This window comes from Sulfuricurvum sp. (assembly GCF_049587615.1).
Lineage (GTDB): Bacteria > Campylobacterota > Campylobacteria > Campylobacterales > Sulfurimonadaceae > Sulfuricurvum.
Genome location: NZ_JBAVEF010000012.1, coordinates 1 through 22758 on the forward strand (window position 1 = coordinate 1; position 22758 = coordinate 22758).

The 22758-nt window shown below is 42.8% G+C and carries 27 protein-coding genes; 14 read left to right on the plus strand and 13 right to left on the minus strand.

What is annotated here, in order from left to right; genetic code table 11:
• Positions 1 to 2265: NACHT domain-containing protein (locus tag WB308_RS00620; RefSeq protein ID WP_424187953.1), on the minus strand; the 2265-nt coding region annotated here is incomplete at its 3' end.
• A gap of 175 nt (positions 2266 to 2440) precedes the next feature.
• Between WB308_RS00620 and WB308_RS00625 the strand changes: the two genes are divergently transcribed.
• A complete protein-coding gene (locus WB308_RS00625) occupies positions 2441 to 3034 on the plus strand; it encodes an MBL fold metallo-hydrolase (RefSeq protein ID WP_424187955.1) in 594 nt (197 codons plus the stop codon).
• A 5-nt stretch (positions 3035 to 3039) separates the two neighbouring features.
• Here the strand turns inward: WB308_RS00625 and WB308_RS00630 are convergent, their stop codons facing one another.
• A complete protein-coding gene (locus tag WB308_RS00630) occupies positions 3040 to 3507 on the minus strand; it encodes a PaaI family thioesterase (RefSeq protein ID WP_424187957.1) in 468 nt (155 codons plus the stop codon).
• Between the two features lie 2 nt (positions 3508 to 3509).
• Positions 3510 to 4403, minus strand: a complete 894-nt coding sequence (gene cmoB, locus WB308_RS00635) for a tRNA 5-methoxyuridine(34)/uridine 5-oxyacetic acid(34) synthase CmoB (protein WP_424187959.1) — start codon at positions 4401 to 4403, stop codon at positions 3510 to 3512.
• Between the two features lie 55 nt (positions 4404 to 4458).
• Here cmoB and WB308_RS00640 point away from each other — a divergent pair, with 55 nt between their 5' ends.
• Positions 4459 to 5343 (plus strand): cation diffusion facilitator family transporter, encoded by an 885-nt coding sequence (locus tag WB308_RS00640; protein WP_424187961.1) that lies wholly within the window; start codon positions 4459 to 4461, stop codon positions 5341 to 5343.
• Positions 5344 to 5409: 66 nt separating this feature from the next.
• On the plus strand, positions 5410 to 5964 hold the full coding sequence (locus WB308_RS00645) for a Tll0287-like domain-containing protein (RefSeq protein WP_424187963.1): 555 nt from the start codon (positions 5410 to 5412) through the stop codon (positions 5962 to 5964).
• Between the two features lie 29 nt (positions 5965 to 5993).
• On the opposite strand, the gene rny is transcribed toward WB308_RS00645, so the two are convergent.
• Entirely contained in the window at positions 5994 to 7562 is a 1569-nt protein-coding gene (gene rny / locus WB308_RS00650; protein WP_424187965.1) for a ribonuclease Y, read from the minus strand.
• Entirely contained in the window at positions 7468 to 8112 is a 645-nt protein-coding gene (locus tag WB308_RS00655) for a 5-formyltetrahydrofolate cyclo-ligase (protein WP_424187967.1), read from the minus strand. Before WB308_RS00655 ends, rny begins: the two co-directional genes overlap by 95 nt.
• A 55-nt stretch (positions 8113 to 8167) precedes the next feature.
• Here WB308_RS00655 and WB308_RS00660 point away from each other — a divergent pair, with 55 nt between their 5' ends.
• The 7 genes from WB308_RS00660 to WB308_RS00690 all read left to right on the plus strand — a co-directional run bounded on the left by WB308_RS00660 (position 8168) and on the right by WB308_RS00690 (position 12581).
• The gene (locus tag WB308_RS00660; protein ID WP_424187969.1) at positions 8168 to 8719 is read left to right on the plus strand and encodes a TlpA family protein disulfide reductase; all 552 of its coding nucleotides are present in this window, start codon (positions 8168 to 8170) and stop codon (positions 8717 to 8719) included.
• A 2-nt stretch (positions 8720 to 8721) separates the two neighbouring features.
• Positions 8722 to 9609 (plus strand): signal recognition particle-docking protein FtsY, encoded by an 888-nt coding sequence (gene ftsY, locus WB308_RS00665; protein WP_424187971.1) that lies wholly within the window; start codon positions 8722 to 8724, stop codon positions 9607 to 9609.
• A 65-nt stretch (positions 9610 to 9674) separates the two neighbouring features.
• On the plus strand, positions 9675 to 9923 hold the full coding sequence (locus WB308_RS00670; RefSeq protein WP_424187973.1) for an AbrB/MazE/SpoVT family DNA-binding domain-containing protein: 249 nt from the start codon (positions 9675 to 9677) through the stop codon (positions 9921 to 9923).
• The gene (locus tag WB308_RS00675; RefSeq protein ID WP_424187975.1) at positions 9917 to 10243 is read left to right on the plus strand and encodes a type II toxin-antitoxin system PemK/MazF family toxin; all 327 of its coding nucleotides are present in this window, start codon (positions 9917 to 9919) and stop codon (positions 10241 to 10243) included. The genes WB308_RS00670 and WB308_RS00675 overlap by 7 nt, the downstream gene beginning before the upstream one ends.
• A 3-nt stretch (positions 10244 to 10246) precedes the next feature.
• Positions 10247 to 11599 carry a DNA repair protein RadA gene (gene radA / locus WB308_RS00680; protein ID WP_424187977.1) on the plus strand — a complete coding sequence of 451 codons (1353 nt, stop codon included), beginning with the start codon at positions 10247 to 10249 and terminating at the stop codon, positions 11597 to 11599.
• Positions 11600 to 11637: 38 nt separating this feature from the next.
• Positions 11638 to 11910 carry a hypothetical protein gene (locus WB308_RS00685; protein WP_424187979.1) on the plus strand — a complete coding sequence of 91 codons (273 nt, stop codon included), beginning with the start codon at positions 11638 to 11640 and terminating at the stop codon, positions 11908 to 11910.
• Positions 11901 to 12581 carry a carbonic anhydrase gene (locus WB308_RS00690; protein WP_424187981.1) on the plus strand — a complete coding sequence of 227 codons (681 nt, stop codon included), beginning with the start codon at positions 11901 to 11903 and terminating at the stop codon, positions 12579 to 12581. Before WB308_RS00685 ends, WB308_RS00690 begins: the two co-directional genes overlap by 10 nt.
• Positions 12582 to 12589: 8 nt before the next feature.
• On the opposite strand, the gene WB308_RS00695 is transcribed toward WB308_RS00690, so the two are convergent.
• Positions 12590 to 13384: an MlaE family ABC transporter permease gene (locus WB308_RS00695; RefSeq protein ID WP_424187983.1), complete on the minus strand. Its 795-nt coding sequence runs from the start codon at positions 13382 to 13384 to the stop codon at positions 12590 to 12592.
• Between the two features lie 102 nt (positions 13385 to 13486).
• Here WB308_RS00695 and fliL point away from each other — a divergent pair, with 102 nt between their 5' ends.
• From fliL to WB308_RS00710, 3 genes are read left to right on the plus strand one after another with little or no spacing between them, the layout of a single operon-like run.
• Complete coding sequence (gene fliL, locus WB308_RS00700) at positions 13487 to 14068, plus strand: flagellar basal body-associated protein FliL (protein ID WP_424187985.1); 582 nt, start codon at positions 13487 to 13489, stop codon at positions 14066 to 14068.
• Positions 14065 to 14415 carry a holo-ACP synthase gene (gene acpS / locus WB308_RS00705; protein WP_424187987.1) on the plus strand — a complete coding sequence of 117 codons (351 nt, stop codon included), beginning with the start codon at positions 14065 to 14067 and terminating at the stop codon, positions 14413 to 14415. The genes fliL and acpS overlap by 4 nt, the downstream gene beginning before the upstream one ends.
• Positions 14416 to 14433: 18 nt before the next feature.
• Positions 14434 to 14733, plus strand: a complete 300-nt coding sequence (locus tag WB308_RS00710) for a hypothetical protein (RefSeq protein WP_424187989.1) — start codon at positions 14434 to 14436, stop codon at positions 14731 to 14733.
• Between the two features lies 1 nt (position 14734).
• On the opposite strand, the gene thiS is transcribed toward WB308_RS00710, so the two are convergent.
• From thiS to WB308_RS00735, 5 genes are read right to left on the minus strand one after another with little or no spacing between them, the layout of a single operon-like run.
• Positions 14735 to 14935: a sulfur carrier protein ThiS gene (gene thiS / locus WB308_RS00715; RefSeq protein WP_424187991.1), complete on the minus strand. Its 201-nt coding sequence runs from the start codon at positions 14933 to 14935 to the stop codon at positions 14735 to 14737.
• 8 nt (positions 14936 to 14943) lie between these two features.
• Entirely contained in the window at positions 14944 to 15456 is a 513-nt protein-coding gene (locus WB308_RS00720) for an ankyrin repeat domain-containing protein (RefSeq protein ID WP_424187993.1), read from the minus strand.
• 3 nt (positions 15457 to 15459) lie between these two features.
• Positions 15460 to 16449 (minus strand): SAM-dependent methyltransferase, encoded by a 990-nt coding sequence (locus tag WB308_RS00725; RefSeq protein ID WP_424187995.1) that lies wholly within the window; start codon positions 16447 to 16449, stop codon positions 15460 to 15462.
• Positions 16450 to 16457: 8 nt separating this feature from the next.
• Entirely contained in the window at positions 16458 to 17633 is a 1176-nt protein-coding gene (locus WB308_RS00730; protein WP_424187997.1) for an aspartate aminotransferase family protein, read from the minus strand.
• On the minus strand, positions 17630 to 19363 hold the full coding sequence (locus WB308_RS00735; RefSeq protein ID WP_424187999.1) for a molybdopterin-dependent oxidoreductase: 1734 nt from the start codon (positions 19361 to 19363) through the stop codon (positions 17630 to 17632). Before WB308_RS00735 ends, WB308_RS00730 begins: the two co-directional genes overlap by 4 nt.
• A 146-nt stretch (positions 19364 to 19509) precedes the next feature.
• On the opposite strand from WB308_RS00735, the gene WB308_RS00740 reads away from it, so the two are divergent.
• Positions 19510 to 20472, plus strand: a complete 963-nt coding sequence (locus WB308_RS00740) for a chemotaxis protein CheW (protein WP_424188001.1) — start codon at positions 19510 to 19512, stop codon at positions 20470 to 20472.
• Between the two features lie 20 nt (positions 20473 to 20492).
• On the opposite strand, the gene WB308_RS00745 is transcribed toward WB308_RS00740, so the two are convergent.
• Both WB308_RS00745 and WB308_RS00750 read right to left on the minus strand, forming a co-directional pair.
• Positions 20493 to 22322 (minus strand): biotin/lipoyl-containing protein, encoded by a 1830-nt coding sequence (locus tag WB308_RS00745; protein ID WP_424188003.1) that lies wholly within the window; start codon positions 22320 to 22322, stop codon positions 20493 to 20495.
• Positions 22323 to 22333: 11 nt separating this feature from the next.
• Positions 22334 to 22642, minus strand: coding sequence for a hypothetical protein (locus tag WB308_RS00750; protein WP_424188005.1), 309 nt, complete (start codon positions 22640 to 22642; stop codon positions 22334 to 22336).
• Between the last annotated feature and the right edge of the window lie 116 nt (positions 22643 to 22758).

Consider the following 22758-nt stretch of genomic DNA (forward strand, 5'->3'; position numbering starts at 1 on the left):
GGTAATCAGAAACTCTTTTTTAGAATATTCATTTTTAAATTTTTCACTAATTTTTTGAATCGACTCTAATAATTTCTGAAAAATATATTGATTGTCTGTTGTTATCAAAAATTCAAATATCCGATACCAATGATAATCTAAAAGTTCATTTTTATTATTGTCGTCAGCTTCATCTATGAGAGTATCTAAAAAGTCAAAAAATAAATTTATCGCATAATCTTGGTTGAAAAAATATACTTTTTTATAAATTTTTTCTATATCAAACCTCATCTTATCTTTGCGTACAAAATGATGATATTTTTCAAAAATTGCAAAACTATAATCGTTCCAACGATCAAGTCTTTCCAATGATAACATTATGGCTTCATCTTTTATTTCAGGATTACATTTACAATCATCTAGTATTTGTAAAACCATATATGGTTCTTTGTTTACAAATGTATCCAATCGATAATGCAAATTATATTTTTTAAAATTCTCCTCATTAAAAAAATTGGCTTCTTTCAAATAGATTAGCCAATCAGAAGATATCCAGCTCTCAATAAAATATTTTTCAAAATTTTTATTATCACTAAAAAGTTTTTGGATAAAATCAAATTCATTAGCCGTTGGATTTTCAAGGCTTCCAAGATATGACATCAATAAAAGTTTGATATGAAACCGAACTTTGTCTGAATACAAGATATTTTCAAGTTCTAAGAGATACATATTCTCATCTGTACCCCTTAAAAATTGGATAATTTGTTTGAATTGTTCCCTTATACTCAAGTCTTGGGATGTTGTTAAAATATACTCAAATAAAGACATACCTTTTTTGGCAAAATCTCTAGCGAATACATAATCATAAAAAGTTTGATGAAAAAATGAGATTTTATTATTCTCTTGTTTCAAAATTCCATTACTACATAAAAGATTCAATTCTTCTTTAAACTCATCTTCAAAATATAAAGCAGGAACTTCAATTTTTTTCAATTCATTCATTTTTTTAACAACTGAGTTTAATAGTTCAATGCTATTTAGTCTCATAGTTTTATCTACTGACTCACTATTGATTTTTTGTTCCCAAAATTTCTTATACAAATCTTGTAGCGTTTTAATGGATATACAACTACTGTCATTATGATATAGGTCTATAAAAATCGACAGATGCAGTGGTGTCCGTAATAACTCAATTAAGGTATTATTTAATGTTGCAGACTCTTTTATAAATGACTTTAATTTGTCATTGACATATTCAAAACTCAATAACTGTGTTCTTATAACATTAGAGTCATCTAAATGTTTAAATAACGGATCATTTTTTAAATCATATTCCCTGATAGAAACGATTATTTTTACATTTGAGATGTATTTTAATTGTTCTATAAACCCCAAGATAATATTTATTACTTTTTGATTTGATGACATTGTTAAAGATAAAGCATCCAGTTGGTCTATCAACACAATGACTTTTTCTTTTCTTGATAACTGTTTTATAGAGTGCAAAACATCTTCAACTCCAAAAAATTTAGAAAGTGAATCTCGACTTTCTATATCGATTTTATCGCTTTTAATGCTCAAATAAGCCATCTGACTCTCTATAAGATCACTTTGTATCTTACTTAGTATTGCAGTTTTACCGATACCAGCTTTTCCAGTCAGAACCAATAAATCATCTTCATAATTCTCACTATTTATAAACTCAAAAATCTCATCAAATTCGGGCATATCAATAAAACTTTTTTCTATATATAAACTTGATGAGGAAAGTAAAAACACTGAATTCTCATGAAATTTTTGTCTTATATCATGTTCAGACAATATACTTTTATCGAATAAATGAGGATAATATTGTTTTGATACTTTTAAATATTTTTCGAGTAATCCTTCAATCTCTTCCCAACTCCACACAATAATAGTAAAGCCAAATTGAGCTGTTAACTCTGTTGCTCTATCTTGCAGAACAGTATCTTGTTTAAAAGAGTTCGCAAAAATAAATGTATCGATATTTGTAAATTTAGCACTAGCCGATTGAACTTCATTTTCTATATCTTTTAAAAGCTCTGTTTGAATTTTTGTATCATCTCTAGCTATTAGTTTATTTTTGCATTGATAAACAATTTGTTTTTCATTCTTTGCAAAAGAAAGCCCATCTATTCCACTTTGAGTTTGACCTTTTCTTCCATATATTTGAAACTCAATGCCATATTTTTCTTCACATAAGTCATTAACTAACGATTCAAACTCTTTTTCATCTTTTAAAGGTGAAAATTGATACTTACTCATATTGTTATCTCAATATTTATCCCATTCATACTCAACCTATTTCGTGAAAATGAATTTAAAAGAGACCTTTGGAAGAATGACAAATTTTGTGCCTTACTGTTAAAGTGATACTATTATAGCAAATCAAAATTCCAATCCCCTTTTATGCTACAATCCGACTAAAAAAGAGCACGCTATGGAAATACTCAAACGTCCGATGGGCGATTATCAAACCAACTGCTATATTGTTAAAATAGACGACAAAGAGATCATTATCGATCCGGGAATGGGGGCGACCGAATGGGTCATGGCGAATGTTAAAAATCCCGTCGCCATCCTCAACACCCACGGTCATTTTGATCACGTCTGGAGCAATAGCGAACTGCAAAAAAAATTAAATATCCCTCTTTATACCCCAAAAGGGGATGTGATGCTGTTACAAAACAGTACCTGGATGCCAGGATTGCCACCATCGACACCCGATATCGAAGTGAATGGTGATGAAACTTTTGAGATTTCAGGGATTACGGTGAAGTTTCACCATTTTCCGGGGCATTGCCCTGGGTGTTCGATGATCGAGATCGGCGATGTGATCTTTAGCGGGGATTTTATATTTCACAACTCTATCGGCCGCTGGGATTTTCCCTATTCCGACGCAGATGCGATGAAGCAGAGTTTGCAAAAATTTTCAAAGATGCAATCTACGAAAACACTTTATCCCGGTCATGGAGAGCCCACTACCGTCCCCGCAGAACAGCGTCACGTCGAATACTGGATACGTTCTATCTAAATAGACTATTCCACATTTTTCATCAAATCGAGGCGTAAAACATGCCGCTCGGTGACGACGGTTTTAAACTCCCCTTCGAAGACTTTGATCTCATGAACATACCCTTTGACGGTGACATTACGCTTTCGCCCCTCGGTTTGGTGCTCAGTTGCTTCAAACGTCACAATATCGCCGACTCTTACCGGCGCCAGAAAAAGACAATTACACGAAGCCAATACAACGTTCGGCTCATTAACCGATGCCATCGCTGCAAAATCAGCCGCGCTGAAGATAAATCCGCCATGCACCAATCCCACTTCATCGGCACGCATCGCTTCATTTGTCTCCAATAAAACTTTTGCGTATCCGACCTCTAGTTTAACAATTTCACCGCTGTAAACACGGTTAATTCTCTCATGAGTATTCAGCGAGCTTTGCTGGTTGATCACCACTGGAAACGACTCTTCTTCTCTTCCTGATTGATTTTTTGCCAAAATTACCCTTTCTTGATCCGTATGTATCCCCGCTTCGGTGCAGGATATCCCTCGATTGTTTTACTATTATCGGCAGGATCAAGAAAATCTTCAAGACTTTGCGATTCAATCCAGGACGTTTTGCGCTGCTCATCCGAGGTAGTCACTACCGTTCCAAGAACCTCAAAAGAGGCAAAGCCGGCGCGAATACACCAATTTTCCAGCGCTTTAAGGGTCGGGACAAAATAAACGTTCGTAATTTTCGAGTAACTCTCGCTCGGGCAAAGGGCAAAAGGTTCGTCTCCATCGATGATAAAGGTATCGAGATAGATTTCTCCCCCCTTTGCCAAACCCTGCCCCAGGGCTTTGAGCATAGCAACCGGATCGCTTCGATGATACAATACCCCCAGACAAAAAATGACATCAAATTTCTCTTCGTAATCGGGTAAATGCTCCACCCCTAGCAACTCATACACAATATCGCTTTTCACATAATGGTTGATAAAATCAAACTGGGATTTAAAGAGTGCCGAAGGGTCAAACCCAACCACCTTGGCCGGAGCATCTTCGAGGAAACGAAACATGTAATAGCCGTTGTTACACCCTATGTCGGCGACTTTTTTGCCGCTCAGATTGAAATGGGGACGAAGAAAATTGTATTTAAGATCCGAGCGCCATTCGGTATCGATAAAAAGGCCGAAAAGATCGAACGGCCCTTTTCGCCACGGCATCATCATTCGCGCTATCCGTTCAAGTTCATTTAAATCCACTGCCTCCGTAGTATGGAGGGATACGACATCCTTCAACTCGACCGTAGCAGTAATGACCGGAAGCTGATTGAGCGCCTCACGTAACGGAGCAATATTTTTCCATTCCATCCATTTTGAGCGTTCTTGTCGAACCGCATTCAGATCCATATTTTCTCCTTGCTATAATCAACTAATTTTATCCATATTAGGCTAAAATGGCACCATGCGTATAGAACAAAAAGCCACTCTCATTTCTACCATTGTCGCCTTTTTATTGGTAACCTTTAAACTTTCCGTTGGGGTTATCAGCGGCTCCGTTGCCGTCTTGGCCTCTGCAATCGACTCATTGCTCGATATGGTTGTCTCCTTGTTTAATTACTTTGCACTTCACAATTCGGATAAAGAGCCCGATGAAAACTTTAACTTCGGTCGTCGTAAACTTGAACCGCTTGCCGCGGTGATTGAGGGGACTATTATCAGCCTCTCGGCACTCTTTATCCTCTACACCGCCATTTCCAAAATGGTTCAGGGAAGTGCCATAGAACATTTGGATATCTCTATCTGGGTCATGGCCGCTTCCCTCGTTATCACGGCAGGGCTGGTTTTATTTTTGAATTTTGTGGCGAAAAAAACGGGAAATATGGTCATCAAAGCGGATGCGCTCCATTACAAAACCGACCTTCTCAGCAATGGTGCCGTTGTAGCCTCTTTGGTATTTATCTCGTTTACTGAATATACCTTTATCGATCCCCTTTTAGGGATTGCCATCAGTATTTATATGATTTATTCTGCTTACCCGCTGATTAAAGAGGGGATTTTGATGCTTCTTGATGCCGCGTTAGATGCGGATAGTGTTGCTAAAATCAACAAGCTTTTAAACGCTCAGCTCGATATCAGCAGCCACCATGATCTGCGAACCCGCCGTTCAGGTTCCGACATTTATCTAAGCGTTCACATTGTTTTCAGTATCAGCACTTCATTGTATGATGCGCACATGGTCGGGGATCGGATCGCATTGTCCCTCAAAAGTCTTTTTCCTGAAAACACGGTACACCCCCTCATCCATCTCGATCCATATGACGATTCTGAAGAAGATCCTTTAGATTAAGGGTGTTAGGCAAAGATTTTAACGCATCTGCTAAAATAATTATTATTATAGATAAAGGATATACCTATGCGTCATTTTCCGCTGCTTTCACTCTTTTTAACCTCTACGTTACTCACCGCTTCGCCTTTAAGTGAAGAACAAATGGTTACAAAAGGCTCCGAGGCATCTGCCCTACTCCTCCAAAAACTCGGCGGTGAATTAAAAAACCAAATGCAGACCAACGGCTCTATGGGAGCACTCCATTTTTGTTCTCAAAACGCCCTCACCCTCACTGAACAAATAGCCAAAGAGTCAAAAACTTCCATAAAACGCATTAGTATCAATAATCGTAATCCGGTGAATAAAGCCAATAAAGACGAAATAGCTCTTTTAAATGAATGGGATAAACTGGTTAAAAATGGCCAGCCTCTCCCTGCACAAAAACTCGTAAAGGTATCAGACAGTACCATCATGTACTATAAACCGATTGTGATCAATAATGAAGCGTGTTTGAAATGTCATGGAAATGTCGAAGGGGCGTTAGCCAAAGCGATTCATACTACCTATCCTGAAGATAAAGCGACCGGATATAAAATGGGAGATTTACGAGGAATGATCGCTATTACGATCAAACGAGACTAAGGGAATTACCCCTTAGTTTTTAACATTTTTTATCGAGCGTATTCAACCGCTCTGCTCTCACGGATAACACTTACTTTAATTTCACCCGGAAACTGTACTTTTTGCGAAATATCATCGGCTATTTCACGGGCAATCAAGGCGGTTTCATCATCATTGACACTTTGCGCACTGACAATGACACGTACTTCACGCCCTGCATTAATCGCATACGCTTGTTTAACACCCACTTTTTGAGTTGCGATCTCTTCGATTTCGCTGACACGGCGCAGAAAGCTTTCCAGCACTTCACGCCGTGCTCCGGGACGGGCTGCAGAGAGGGTATCGGCAGCACAGACCGCCGCACACTCGATACTTTTAATCTCTTCGTACCCATGATGGGCATAAATGGCATTAATGACGACCGGATCTTCATTATAGCGTCGGCACAATTCAGCACCGATATCAACGTGACTGCCCCCACTTTCTTGGGTCAGTGTTTTACCAATATCATGCAACAATCCTGCACGGCGGGCCAATTTGGCATCACCTCCCATTTCTGAGGCCATGATGCCGGCGAGATGGGCCACTTCGAGGGTATGAGCAAGGGCATTTTGGCCGTAACTGGAGCGGTATTTTAGTCTACCGATCAGTTTCATAAGCTCCGGATGGACCCCCTGGAGCCCCATCTCAAAAATGATCTCTTCCCCTTCACGCTGCATTGCCTCTTCAAACTCATCGCATACTTTTTGGTACACCTCTTCGATCCGTGCAGGTTGGATGCGACCGTCTTCAATCAGCAATTCGATCGTTTTCGTCGCAATGGCACGGCGATAGAGGTTGAACGAACTCACGATAATGGCATTGGGAGTCTCATCGATGATAATATCGACACCGCTCACCATTTCGAGGGTTTTAATATTCCGCCCCTCTTTACCGATAATACGCCCTTTTAACTCATCGTTATCCAGATGGATAACACTGATCAGTCTCTCTGCGGCATATTCACCGGCAAATCGGGAGGTTGCTTGCGCCAAAATATAGTTGGCTTTACGCTTAAGCTGCTCTTTGGACTGCTCCTCGAGTTGACGCAGTTCACGCGCCAGTTCCAAACGCGCAGTGTCGCGCACTTGCTCCAATAAAATCGTTTTCGCTTCCTGCACCGATAATCCGGCACGCTGTTCGACGATCACCTTTAGCTGTTCACTTTTTTGTCGGTAGTCTTCTTTTAATTTCTCTAAAGCACGTTCGTTGCGCTCGACATTGAGTCGTCGGTTCTCAAGACCGGTACGTTCTGAACTGATTTTTTCCTCTTCAAGCTGTCGAAGATGCTCAAACTCACGTTCGATGCGTTCTAATTTTTCTGCACGCTCCGACAAATCTTTCTTGACCTGTTCATACGTTTCATCGTACCGTTTTTGTGCCTCTTTTTCAATCTCACGAGATCGAATCGATGCACGTTCAAGTATCATCTGCGCTTCATTTTCAATTGCTTTTGCTTTGGCTTTCGCCTGTTCTGTATAAAGATCAAAATGTGCGGCGGTAATCTTTTTTGAAATTAAAAATCCGACCAACCCGCTGACGAGGGCGATTCCACCCCCGACGAGAAGTTCGTTTAACATTGGTTTTCCTCATGCTTTGCACCCCATGAGAGGTAATGAGCAGGTCTCCTTGCACATCATAATCATCACATACGTGTTTCATCGTTCGACATGCGCATGATTGAATAAAAATCGTAAACGGTTTCGTTTTCAGGGTCGGAAAAAATCGATCATACATACCCTTACCGAAACCTACTCGGCGCAGTGACCCGTCTACCCCTACTACAGGGACAATAGCTACATCTATTAAATTATATTTTCTATACGAATCCCGCGGCTCATAAATCCCAAAAGCCTTACGTTCCAACGGGTATCTTAATGGTACCATTTTGAAACTGACGCCATCCATAAACGGCAGATATACTTCTTTTTCACGACGCAGAATTTTGATCGATTTACGGATATCCACTTCAAAGCCCATCGGCCAAAAAGCCAATATTTTCTGAGCATCCAATTTTTTGAGGATAGTTTCAAGGGTAGAACGAATTTTAGCATCACGATAATTTTTAGTACTCGGGCTGAGACCCTTCAACCGTTTAAGACAATCGGTTCTAAAATCGCTTTTGGACACTTTTTACCTTTGCTTCGTTATAATCTTCATCATTTTATCTAAAAAAAGGTTTTGTATGCGTTTTTCAACCCTTCTAATCCCTTTGCTTTCTGTCATGTTTCTTTTTCAAGGATGCAGTGAAGAATCGACTGACGAGGGGATAGTTTCAACGGCTGAATTTACCCTTATGGATACACAAGGGAAAAACTATATCGTCGAAAAACAGGGAACGAATTTCACCCTCGAAGGGGGCAGTGATAAAGTCGTTCTTTTTGATATCTTCGCAACATGGTGTCCTCCCTGCCAGGCAGAGGTCAAACACCTCGGCAATTTGCAAAAAAAATACGGTGAAGATCTCATCATCATGGGGATCACGATTGAAGAGGATAAAAGCAATGCTGAACTGGAAGCCTTCCGTGAAAAATACAAAGGGGGTGAATATCTCATCTCCAACAAAGCCGATAACCAAGAACTTGCCCGGGCCATCGCTTCAACCATCGGCGTGGGGCAACAGTTTCCGATTCCCCTCATGGTTCTGTATAAAAACGGCACATACGTTACTCACTATGCGGGTGCCACGCAAGAAGAGATTATCGATCATGACATTGCTCAAGCGTTAGGAAAATAACTATGTTCGGATTTATCAAAAAGGGGCTTCAAAAAACCGTCGAGGCGATCAGCGCCATCATCCCAGAGAAAAAAGCGACCATCAGCAAAGACGATCTTGAAAATATCCTTCTCGAAGCCGATGTCGAATACGATCTGGTTGAAATTATACTCCGTGAGCTCTACCAGGAGAACATTACCCGCGATCAGCTCCGTTCCAAACTTCTCGCAACCCTCAGTTTTGCGCAGAATACCCTCCCTGATAATCCGGATAAACCGACGGTCAGTCTCATCATCGGTGTTAACGGTGCAGGAAAAACGACGACCATTGCAAAACTCGCCCAGCGTCATCTGAATAACGGCGAGCGGGTTATTCTCGGCGCAGGTGACACCTTCCGTGCCGCCGCCATCGAACAGCTCACCCGCTGGGCCGATAAACTCGAAATTCCTATCGTCTCCTCGCGTCAGGGGCACGATCCGAGCGCCGTCGCCTTTGATACGATCGAATCGGCCAAAGCGCGAGGATTTGAGCAGGTGATCATTGATACCGCCGGACGCCTCCATACTCAGACTAATCTCGGGAACGAACTCAAAAAAATCGTCCGTATCTGCGATAAAGCCCATACCGGTGCTCCGCACCGCAAGATTCTCATCCTAGACGGTACTCAAGGCTCTTCCGCTATCGCGCAAGCCAAAGCCTTTAACGAGATGATCGGAGTTGACGGAATCATCATCACCAAACTCGACGGCACGGCAAAAGGGGGATCGGTCTTCAGTATCGCCTATGCCCTCTCTCTTCCGATCCTCTATATCGGTGTCGGCGAACAGCCCGAACATCTGATACCGTTTAACAAATATGAGTTTGTAGACGGGATTTTGGATGCGATTTTTGGGGAAGAAAAAACAAATTAGCCCTATCTATTGACATCACTATGTAATTACTTTATGATTACATAAATAGTAATGAGGAGTACATCATGACCATGCTCATCAAAATCGGCAACTCTCAAGGGGTTCGCATCCCCAAAGCGATCATCAAACAAGCTCATTTGGAGAATTCACCTCTCGAATTTGAAGTCACCGCACAAGGGCTACTCCTCAAACCCGCTAAAAGAAAACCGCGCGAGGGGTGGGAAGATCAGATCAAAAAAGCTCTTCTCGAATCTCCCGAAGAAGAGGAAGTTTTTCTCGGAAATGACCTCGATTTCGAGGGATGGGAATGGTAATTAAACGTTTTGAAATTTGGCTTGTAGCACTTGATCCAACGTTGGGAAGTGAAATACAAAAAACACGTCCATGTGTTATCATCTCTCCCAATGAAATGAATCTTTTGCGCACCGTTATCGTTGCACCATTAAGCAGCAAAGGATTTGATTTACCCATGCGTGTTAAAATCAATTTTGATAACAAAGAGGGATTGATTTTACTCGATCAAATTCGTAGTGTTGATAAACAACGGCTTGTCAAAAAAGTTGGAATAATTGAGTCAAACATTGCTGAAGATATTTGCCTCAAACTTCAAGAAATATTTGAATACGAAAGATAATCAATGGCCAAGAAAAAAAACGTCCTCTTCGAATGTCAGCACTGCGGGTTCACCACTCCAAAATGGATGGGAAAATGTACCAACTGCGGCGGATGGGACAGCTTGGTCGAACTGAGCGAACAACAGCAGGAGGTGATCAAACTCACCTCGACCTCTTCCCCCTCAGGAAACAATAAAGCCAAAGAGATCACCCAAATCGTCGAAGAGCATACCGAACGCTTTAGCAGTGACGATGCCGAACTCGATATGGTGCTCGGCGGTGGGGTCGTCCCCGGTTCACTGGTTCTCATCGGGGGGAGTCCCGGGGTCGGAAAATCGACCCTGCTTCTGAAAATCGGCTCCAATCTGGCGAAACAAAACCGCAATGTCCTCTACGTCAGCGGTGAAGAGAGCGAAGGGCAGATCAAGCTCCGCGCCAACCGTCTGGGGGCCAATGTCGACAATCTCTATCTCTTAGCCGAAATACGGTTGGAACAGGTGCTTGGTGAGCTGCATGAGCGCGCGTATGAGTGTATCATCATCGACTCGATCCAAACCCTCTACTCCGAAACCATCGCTTCGGCTCCCGGATCGGTGACCCAGGTACGACAGATCACTTTTGATCTGATGCGGATCGCCAAAGAGCGCCGAATTGCCATTTTCATCATCGGGCATATCACCAAAGAGGGTTCTATTGCAGGACCTCGAGTTCTCGAACACATGGTTGACGTAGTTCTCTATTTCGAAGGGGACAGTGGACATGAACTTCGCATATTGCGAGGATTTAAAAACCGTTTCGGCCCCACCAGCGAAATCGGGGTGTTTGAGATGCGCTCAGACGGTCTCGTATCCGCAAAAGACCTCTCGTCGCGCTTTTTCAACCGAACCAAGTCCCAAAGCGGTTCCGCCCTGACCGTTATCATGGAAGGGACTCGCCCCATCGTTCTCGAAGTTCAGGCCCTCGTCAGCGATACCCATGCCCCTAACCCGAAACGTCAGGCAACGGGGTTTGAGAACAACCGTCTCAATATGCTCCTTGCATTGCTCGAACGAAAGCTCGAAATCCCCCTTAACAGCTACGACGTTTTCATCAACATTACGGGGGGGATCAAAATCACCGAGACTTCTGCCGATTTGGCAATACTCGCCGCCATTATCAGCAGTTTTCGCAACCGCGCCATCTCCAAAGAGACAGTTTTTATCGGCGAAGTCTCTCTAGTCGGCGATATCCGCGAAGTATACCAACTCGATCAGCGTCTTAAAGAGGCCGCCTCCCAACAGATTACCAAAGCACTCATTCCGAAAAAACCGATCGAAAAAACAGCCATTAAATGCTATGAAATCGATGAAGTAAGTAAACTTCTTGAGTGGTTTTAGTATAATAAGAAATATAATAACGATTAAGGGATATACGCATGCCAGTTTGTTCTATTGTTGCCGACCATAAATCCGAAGAGCGCTATTCCAAGCTCTCATTAGCCTACTCTACCGAAGAAGAACGCAAAATGATCGAAGAAGCGATTAGTGCATGTACTCCGTTATGTTCTATTGCGGCAAATATCTATGGTGGAGATGTTGTCGGCGGTAAAAAGATGATTACAATCGAATACCATGATGACTGCGATCGTGAAGGCGGAAAAGTTTTTGAAGAGATTATCAAACAATTAGGGATTGAAAAGTGCCACTAAGCAAAAATGCTGTGGACCTAAGTGTCCAGCGTCTCAAAGAGTTTGCTGAGGGTAATGAAACCTTTCAACAAACCTATTTTAAAAAACATGAAACCCAATTGCTGAATCTGGTCAAAGAAGGTCAAAATCCCAGAGCCCTTTTTATCGGATGTTCTGATTCGCGGGTTATCCCCGATCTCATCGTCCAATCAAGTCCCGGTGATCTTTTTGTGGTTCGAAACGTCGGTAATTTTGTCGCCCCTTATAAACCGGATGAGGATTTCCACTCTACGGCAGCAGGGATAGAATATGCGGTATTGGTTCTGGAAGTCTCCGAAATCATTATCTGCGGACATTCGCACTGCGGTGCTATCGAAGCGCTCTATAAATCCTCCTGCGATACCTCCATGATTCATACGGCAAAATGGCTTACATTAGGGGAAAAAGCCAAATCGATGGCACTACTCGCATTAGGAGAGAATGCTTCGCATGGAGAGTTGCTCCGCGCTACCGAACAACTTTCAATCATAACCCAAATCGAAAACCTTCTCACCTATCCGTATGTGAAGAAATTGGTGGAAGAAGAGAAACTCTTCATTCATGGATGGTATTACGATATCGAGACCGGAGGAATAGAATATTACGATCCCGATCTCTACCAGTTCCGTCCGCTAAGCGAGCTAGGAGAGTAAAAAATCTCCTACCAATCCAAATACAAAAACAATGCCGATATAAAGTAGTTAGCGATGAAAATTGAGACTGCGGAATAAACAACGGCATAAATCGTCGATTGCCCTACTCCCCGCGCTCCTCCGCTGGTATGATAACCGATATAACTTCCGATCGAACTGACAATAAACCCAAATACTGCCGCTTTAATCACCCCGGTCATGATGTCATCGAAATCCCCTAAGCGCAAAAGGGTCTCTTGGTACGCTATCGGATTAATTCCCAGTACCTGTGTCGAAATAAAATAGGCCGAACCGATTGCGACGAAATCAAACCAAATCACCAAAAGCGGCAAGGAGATAACGGTTGCAATAATGCGGGGAGTAATCAGATACTCCTTTGAATTAACCCCTAAAATATCGATCGCATCGATCTGTTCAGAGACCCGCATCGTCCCCAATTCTGCCGCCATCGCACTGATCGATCGGGAAATCAGCATCAAAGAGGCAAAAACGGGGCCAAGTTCTCGAGTAATGGAGAAAAATACCGTATAACCGACAAAGCTTTCAGCTCCGAATTGGTGAAAGCCGTTATAAAGCTGTATCGCCAATACCATTCCGGTAAATAGAGCGGTCAGGGTGATAACGCCCATACATCCCATTCCGATAACATCAATCTGTGTTAAAACAATCTTGTAGCGTCTAAATGCAAGGTGATAAAGCTGAAAAAGTTTCATCTGGAATAAAATAAAAAGGCCGAATTGTTCAATCGTCTCATAAAAGCGGACAAATGGGCGACCGATATAACCTAAAAGCGTTTCTACCATATTGTTTTCCTTCTTTTCTTGAAGTAAGTTTAGCCAAATCAAACCAAAATTCAAAAGTTTCTCGCTACAATAAGCGATTAATTTTTTGTGAGGAAGCAACGGATGGCCACTAAAGAGAAAGAGCACGAAGAACAAGCCCCTGAGGGAGGCGAAAAGAAAAAAAGCAATCTTCTATTAATCATTATTATTGTTGTATTGGTATTAGTTTTACTGATCGGAGGTATCGTAGCTGCATTAATGATGGGTAACCACGACGCAGAAGCGGAATCGGGGCATGGTGCGAAGACAGAAGTTGCTGCCGACGCTCATGCAAATGAAGAAGGTCATGCAAGCGAAGGAGAGAGCAGTGCATCACACGGAAGCGGTGAAGCGATGACCGAAGTGGGACTGATGTTCCCTCTCGACACGTTTACCGTCAATCTTCTCAGTGAAAGTGGCCGCCGCTATCTTAAAGTTGAAATGAATCTCGAACTTGAAGGAGAAGAGCTTTCTCCTGAGCTTGATACTAAAAAACCGATATTCAGAGATATTATTATCCGTATCCTCAGTTCTAAATCCCTCGAAGAGATTTCAACCATCAAAGGGAAAGAGAAACTCAAAGAGCAAATTGTGAATGATCTCAACATGCGTCTCAAAGACGGCAAAGTCAAAAACGTTTACTTCACTGACTTCGTGGTGCAATGATCGGCATCGACCTCATTAAAACTGACCGTATGAAGCGCTTTTTGGAGCGTTTCGGCGACCGTGGCCTGCAAAAATTTTTATCCGAGAGTGAAATTCTTTTAATCAAACACCACCGTAATGCCGCAGGTTTTTGGGCAGCCAAAGAGGCGTGTGCCAAAGCGCTCGGATGCGGTATAGGAAGCGAATGCGGTTTCCACGATATCATCCTCTCCAAAAGCCCAAAAGGTGCACCCCTTATCAATCTTTCTTCACATGTTAAAGAGCTCTTTAATATCCAAAGCCTTAGTGTCTCCATCACCCATGATGGAGAGTATGCGATCGCCGTCGTAGCCCTCCAACAATCTTAACCATAACAAGGCAAAAATATGCAATCTTCTGAACTAATGAGTATCCAAAAATACGCGTCAAAGTACCGTATCAGTATTTTTAATGTCATCAAAAAAACCATGAACGGAGAATTACCGACTGTGGTAAAAGAAGAGAATGGAAAGGAAGTAACCTATATCGCCATCACTCCATCGACGCAACATAGCACGATAGAAAATTCTAGCTCAGAGGCAGAAAGTATCGAAATCGATTATAAAAAAGAGTATGAAGCACTTCACAAAGAGTATCTCATTCTCAAAACGAAATACCAAAAAATGGTTGAGATGTTGGAAGGGTAATTCACCCTCCTCCGACAAAATCGAGAAGCTCGATCGTATCCCCCTCTTTTAACACGGCATTTCCCCACGCATCTTGTTTAACGATTTCCATATTAAGGGCTGAGGCCATTACCCGTTCTTCTAATCCCAAAGAGCGGATAAGATCAAGCATCGTTGAGCTTTCCGGCATTTCACGTACTTCACCGTTTACTTTGATTTGCATGTTGTCTCCTACATCGACATTTTAATAAGTTGAGCGATTTGAAAATTTTTCTTGGCAATTGCAAAATCATAGGCCGTTGCTCCGTCATTGTTTTTGAGTGTCGGATCGGCTTTTGCTTTGAGTAAAAAATCAACCACCTTTTCATTTCCGCTAAATGCGGCTTGGTGCAATGGGGTAATCCCGTCGTTATTGGCGAGATTGACATCGGCATGCGCCATCACTACAAAGGTTACCAACTCTAAATTTTTTTTCTTCACCGCTAAAATTAACGGAGTATTTCCCTGAAAATCCTGTGCATTGATATCGGCACCGTTATCGAGTAAAAACTGAGATATTTTAAAATCACCCATTTTGATGGCAACGTGCAAAGCGGTAAGACCCGCTTTGTTTTGTTCATCAACGTTCTTATGAACGCGAAGGTGATTACGCATTTTTCCGATATCACCTTCAAATGCAGCGTCGTGTAAAATACCGCCATACGCAATACTGGCCACTATCCATAGAACTATCCAGAAACGCATCCCCTACTCCTTGACAAACCGAATCATCTTAAACCGCTCTCCCATGAGGGCCGGTGTAATCAGAATTTTAACTTTTTCAAGTTCCTGGGTATAGATTTCATCACCGGCATGCTCTTTGAGCATCGCTAAAAGATCCAAGATACCCATTTCAATCAATGCTACCAGCTGCGTTGCATACGCGGCACACTCAATGCCCGCTTCTGCGAAAGCATCTTTGACGTGTGTAAAATTGACATCATAGGTGATATCGCTTTTTCCGAAAGCTTCTGAACGGTTCAATACTTCGTCAAAAAGAGGAAAAGTTTGATGCGTTTGATAGACACGGATCGAAAAATCACTCCGTCCATTCAGTTCACCATAATCAAAACTCATAAACTCAAACCGCTTCGAGCTCTGTTGCATTGCTGACGCAAAAGATTCGTATCCTAATGCTATTTCCCCACGATCTTGCTTATATTTTTCTGCCAATTCAGCTATTTTAGGATCATCAATATCAAAGAGTATTTCATGATTCTCGACCCGAGCGATTTTACCTTTGTAAAAAAGTTCACAAGCGAATGCATCAAAAATCTCATTAGCAATAAAAAAAGTGGACTGTTCATTCAGCTGGGACAAATCGCTGTAATGCTCCAGACTTACCGCATTACCGAACGATTCCTCAAAATACGATTTTTGTGCAATACGGAGATTCTCAAACCGCTCCACAATTCCAAATCGCAATGTTTGCAACAATTGGGGCCGAAGCGTATGGATAAACTCGATAATATCGGCTAAAAGATAGCCATGATGGGCACCTATTTCACAGATCAGCGAATCGGAACGTAAAAACCCCTCATCAATCCGTGCAATGATATGTTTAGCAATCGTTCCTCCAAAAAATTTAGAAGTGCTGACTGCCGTATAAAAGTCCCCTTTTTTTCCGATGGGGCGATACGAGGCATAATACCCGTCTTCCCCATACAACCATTCATTCATATACTCACTAAAACGCACGTGCTGCCTTAGAGATTTGACATTGCTTTTTCAAGACGGACAAACCCTTCATCAATTTCTCCTTTGGTAATCGTCAGCGGCGGGAGAAAACGGAGGGTATTGCGTCCCGCTTTAAGGACGATAACTCCGGCTTCACGCGCAGCATTGATAATCTTGCCCAAAGTCTCTCCATCGACGACACGAAGTCCGCGCATCATTCCAAGTCCTACATGTTCTAAAAAGACTGCCGGATGCGATGCGGCGAATGCAGCCAAAGCCGTTTCAAAATAGAGGAGATGCTCATCCAGTTCTCCATTTTCTTTTATCTCTTCGAGAATATCGAGCACTTCGTTGGCCGCAGTTGTCGAGAGATAATTTCCGCCAAACGTCGAGCCGTGATCGCCGGGTGCAAAAATATCTTTTTTGCTTGTCATCACCACACCGATAGGGACACCGCCTCCGAGACCTTTGGCCAAGGTAATCACATCAGGTTCGATGCCGTAAAGGTTAGAAGCTAAAAACTCACCCGTTCGGTAGATCCCCGTTTGTACTTCATCTACCATCAGCAAAACATCGCGTGATTTGAGCATCGCCGCTAATGCTTGCACTTTGGCGCGATCCTGAGGCTGCACGCCCCCCTCCCCTTGCACCAGTTCAATCATTACCGCTACCGTGTGATCATCAATCAACGATTCGATCTCATCAATATTTTTGGCATACACAAAACCATCCGGAAACGGTCCGAAATAGTTGTGCATCGATTCTTGTCCCGTTGCTTTGAGTGCGGTGATCGTGCGGCCGTGGAACGAGTGATCCAAAGTAATGATTTTATACCGTTTCGGCTGACCTAAAACCTCTCCGTATTTGCGGGCAATCTTAATCGCCCCTTCATTGGCTTCGGCACCGCTGTTACCGAAAAAACATTTCATATCGTATCCGCTCAACTCTACAATACGGCGGGCACACTCTGCCTGAGGCTCGATATAATAAAGATTAGAAACATGAATCACTTTGTTCACTTGATCGCATATCGCTTTGCTGAGACGCTCATTGGCATGTCCTACGCTGCACACCGCGATTCCCGCGGAAAAATCGATATACTCTTTCCCCTCGCTATCCATCAAAACAGCGTTTTTCCCCGCCGTAAAACTGACATTTTGGCGTCCATAGGTAGGTAATACGTAATTGTCAAAATTTTTAGTCATTTTTTTGTCACCTTTATTTTATATTCTTGATACACAGCACTCTCCCCCTCATAACTGAGATGAGAAGGGGTTAACACATTACCATCGCGGGTTCCGGAATAGATCAGAAGACAATCCTCTCTTAAGCGTTCATCATGGTGTACCACCATCTCGATTGTTCCCACCGGTGAGGAGAGTCGAACGATCTCCCCTCTCTCAAACCCTGAATGAGGATGCAAATAAACCCCTTCGGCTCTTTTAAACTGTGAATTAAGCCCTTTAGCGTATTTGGGTGTGATAAGATGAAACCCTTCATCTTCATCAATATCCAAATCGATCTCCTCCAAAAATTCGAATTCACCGTTTTCAAATCCCTCTTTATAAGGAATTTCAGAACTCTCCTGACGATATCCAACCCCATTATGATACTCGATTTGAGTACGAAAATAATTTAAATAGTATTCTTCACTCTCTAAACTTACTCCGAATGTTTCGCACAAGAGACTTGTCAGTTGATATTCGCTGATTCCGATCTCACTCTGTGTTAATCGCGGCATCTCCTGGAAAGTATAATCGCCATACGAACTGCGAAAGTCACTTTTTTCCAAAAATGTTTTCGCCGGAATCACCAGATCTGCCACACGGGAAGTTTCGTTCTCATAAAGGCCGAAATAAACCGTAAATCCGGCATTTTCGAACGACGTTTTTACCCTCATCGTATTGGGCATTTGGGAGAGCGGATTACCACCCTGTACAAAAACACACTGATACTTCGAAAAATCAACGCTCGCTTTGCTGACCCTATGGGTAATGGATGTAAACGGCAGCTCAATCCCACCAAGTGAATCGCCCAGATAACTTACTCCGCACCCTGATTTGCCAAAAAGCCCCATAACAGCTCCAAATCCGTCAATGCTCCGAAGTACATCCGCCCCATTACGGTATTTTTGAACACCTGCACCGACCAAAATTACCGTCTTTTTCCCCCGAACACATTCAAGCATCGCCCCAATTTGTCCTAGCGAGACATCAATAGCCTCAAGCGTGGCTTTAATCCTCACCGTCTGTGTCAATTCATAAAAATCGTTATACTCACTTGCATGCTCTTCTAGGAATTTCGTATCGTGTATCCCCTCGATAATCGCAAAACGGCTCAAGATTAAGGCCAGATGCAAATCGCAATGGGGCTTAATTTGAATGTGCAAATCAGCTTTTTCTGCCATTTGCGTTTTTAACGGATCGATAACGATGATCGTTTTACCCTCTAAAAACGGTAACAGATGCGAATGGGTCGTATGGGGATTCCGTCCCCAAAATACGACAACCTCACTCTGAGCAATCATTTGCGGTGATAAAATTTTGTTTCTACCACGCCCCAATAAAATACCCGCTTCTCCGGCCCCGTCGCACAACGATCCGGAGGTTCCAATCCCTTTGATCGAAGCAAAAAAATGTTCAGGTATGCGTTGCATCAAAGCGACATTACCGCTTCCGCGATAATAGAGCACTTCATCGGATTTGGAGCCTTTCAGCGCAGAAATCAGGGTTTCCATTGCTTTTTCCATAGAAATCTCTTCGCCTCGCAGCCTTGGAGAACCCAATCGTTCATAATCGCTAAAATGGTTTAGATTTGGACATAAATAGCCTTGCGTTACAGGATGGCTTTTATCCCCTTTGAGCTTTCCATTTTCGTCCACTACAATACGACACGCATCATAGCAATCAAGTGGACAGGCAGTCGTCTTGTTCATTTTTATTACTTTATTTTAATACTAGAGATAGACACGAGAAATTTTAAACGTCTTTATCGCATTTTACACTTCACACCCTTTAGTTTTTAGTAAATAAATCTCCCGAATTGGATATGATAAATAAATATAAAATAATTGAGGTCACTATGTCTCTTCTCGAACACGTTGACGCTGCAACGAATTTAGCTAAAAACAATGAAGTACAACTTTTAGTCTTCAAAATCGATGCCGCAGAGTCATCTCCCTATTACGCGATTAATGTATTCAAAACACGAGAAGTCGTTGAAGCCAAACGGCACTATCTCACCCAGATTCCCGGAGCACACCCCCTGCTGGAAGGGACAATCGTTTTACGTGAAATGCAAATCCCCATCCTTAATCTCCCAAAATGGCTCGGTGTGGAACTCGAAGATGCGAATAAAAAAGCGTCCAATCTCCTGATTTGCGACTTTAACGGAGTCATCATCGGGATACGAATTATGTACGCGTACCGTGTTATCAAAAAGAATTGGAATGAAATGCATGCCCCTGACAGTTATCGGTTAGGGGAGGATGGGCTGGTGATCAATGATACCCGTCTCGATGACGGGAGTTTGTGTTTGGTCCTCGATTATGAAAAACTCTTAGCCGAGGTCATCCCGCAAGCAATGGTCAATGTCGAATTGGCCGCGAATTCTCTGGCAAACATTGCAATTCCCGCGAAACTCAAAAACGGCATTGTCCTTATTGCGGAAGACTCAAAAACCGCACAACGCCATTTGACCCATATTTTCGAGCACGCCCATATCGGGTATCAAATTTTCAATAATGGCAAAGATATGATTGAATTCATTGCGAAGCATCCCAATCCCGCTTCGATCCCCGCCATCATCACCGATATAGAAATGCCGGAAATGTCCGGATTTACCGTTATTCAACGTCTCAAAAACAATCCCGAAACCAAATCTATCCCTATTATTGTCAACAGTTCAATGACCGGAGATAATAATAAACGCGAAGCAACCAGTTTAGGAGCGGACGGATTTATCGACAAAACTAAAAGTGAAAATATTTTACCGCTTATTGTAGAAAAAATGAATGAAATGGAGATGAGACTTCTCCCGCGATAAGGGGAGAAGGAAGAAGAAACTTACTCGACTACTGCCAATACTTGGCCAGCTTCGATTTTATCGTTAGGCTGTACATTGATTGATGTTACTTTTCCTGCGCGTGGAGCGACTACGTCGATTTCCATTTTCATCGCTTCAAGAATCATGATTTTATCACCTGCATTGACACTGTCACCTACTGCTGCAACCAATTTGAATACAGAACCCGGAAGCTCAGCACAAATAGCGTTTGCATTAGCTGCTGGCGCAGCAGGTGCAGCTGCTACTGCCGGAGCTGCTACCGGTGCTACTGCTGCCGGAGCCGCTTGAACGACGGTTGCATTTCCGCCCACGATTTGTACATTATACGATTGTCCATCGACGATTACTGTGTAAGTTCCATTTGCCATTGTGAAATTCTCCTGTTGTGATTGTTTTGGTTGGTTTGATTCTGCCACTTTCGGGCTATTTTTTCGGACATTAACGGTCGCTTCCCCTTTGAGGAATGCAATCCCTTTGACATCACATGAAGCGGCGATAAAAATATTTTCATCCGTTGCTTCAATCCCCTCATCGCTCAATTTTTGAGTCCAATAGGCGATTGATTTTGTTTCGTCGCGATCGGCAATGTCGATTGCATTATCGGTTGTAGGGTCAAGTTTGAGCTGTTCTGCAGCAATACGGACTACCTCTGCATCCGGTGCGGTAGGCGTTTTACCAAAATAGCCCAGAACCATTTTTCCATAACCCGGAGCAATTTTCTTCCATGGTCCCATAAGAGCATTGTTAAGCGCTTGCTGAAAGTAAAACTGAGAAACTGGGGTTACCGACGTACCGTATCCCCCTTTCTCTACCACTTCGCGCATCGCACGGATTACTTCGGGATAACGATCCAACATATTGTTGTCGCGCATCATCTGTGTATTTGCCGTCAACGCTCCCCCCGGCATCGGAGAGAATGGAATAAGAGGTGAAACCTGAGTCGCTTCCGGCGGCATGAAATAATCTTTTAAACAATCACCCAATACATCTTCGTATTTGAGGATTTTTTCGAGTTCAAGTCCGCCCAGATCGAAATTTTTACCCTTGACCGCATGGAGCATCGTCAAGATATCGGGTTGTGAAGTACCGCCGCTCACCGGAGCCGCCGCCATATCGATGCCGTCTACTCCGGCATCGAGTGCTGCGAGATAACACGCAACACTTACCCCTGCCGTCTCATGCGTATGAAGACGCAAATGAGTCCCTTCCGGGACCAATTTACGTGCCATTTTAAGCGTTTCATACACTTTTTGCGGACTGGAAGTTCCACTCGCGTCTTTAAAACAGATAGAATGATACGGAATACCGGAATCTAAAATTTCACGGAGTGTCTTTTCATAAAAAGCGACATCATGCGCACCGACACATCCCGGAGGAAGATCCATCATCGTAACAACGACTTCGTGTTTGAGTCCATGATAAGCGATACGCTCACCGGAGTATTTAAGATTTTCGACATCATTAAGGGCATCGAAATTACGGATCGTTGTCGTTCCGTGTTTTTTAAACATTTTGGCATGCAAATCGACCATCTCACGACTGCCGGTATCAAGCATTACCGTATTCACCCCGCGAGCGAGTGTTTGGAGATTTGCATCCGGCCCCACAATGGCGCGAAAGCGATCCATCATATCAAATGCATTTTCATTTAGATAGAAAAAAAGGCTTTGGAAACGGGCACCGCCTCCAAATTCGAAATGTCGGATTCCCGCCTCTTTGGCTGCCTCGAGGGCAGGGAAGAAATCTTCCATCAACACCCGTCCTCCGAATACGGACTGAAAGCCGTCGCGGAACGTAGTGTCCATCACATCGATGTATTTTTTTGCCATTTACGTAATCCCTACTTCTTTAGATTATTATGGTGGTGAATCACGGCTGCTAGAGCCGCAATTCCTAATAAACCGCCATTCTGAGAATTTTCCATTTCATGATGATGGAGTGCGGCTGCAATCGCCGCTACTTTTGCTCTTACATCGCTGTTTTCCAAATCATGGTGGTGTAATGCTGCTGCAATCGCCGCTACTTTGGCACCTTGTGAACGATCACATGAAGATGCGACGGCAACCTCACCTGCAAAGTTTTGAGATTCCGGGGCATTCTTGGATTGAAATAGTGTAAAATATTTCATTACTTTATTCAGTAATTCCATTTGCTATCCCCTGTTTAATTTGCACGCGTAATCTTTACACGATGCCCTATTTTAGTATAAAGTTCATTAAAATAGATTTACTGCGCCCTCTTTCAATGAACCTTTTAGTTTCTTTC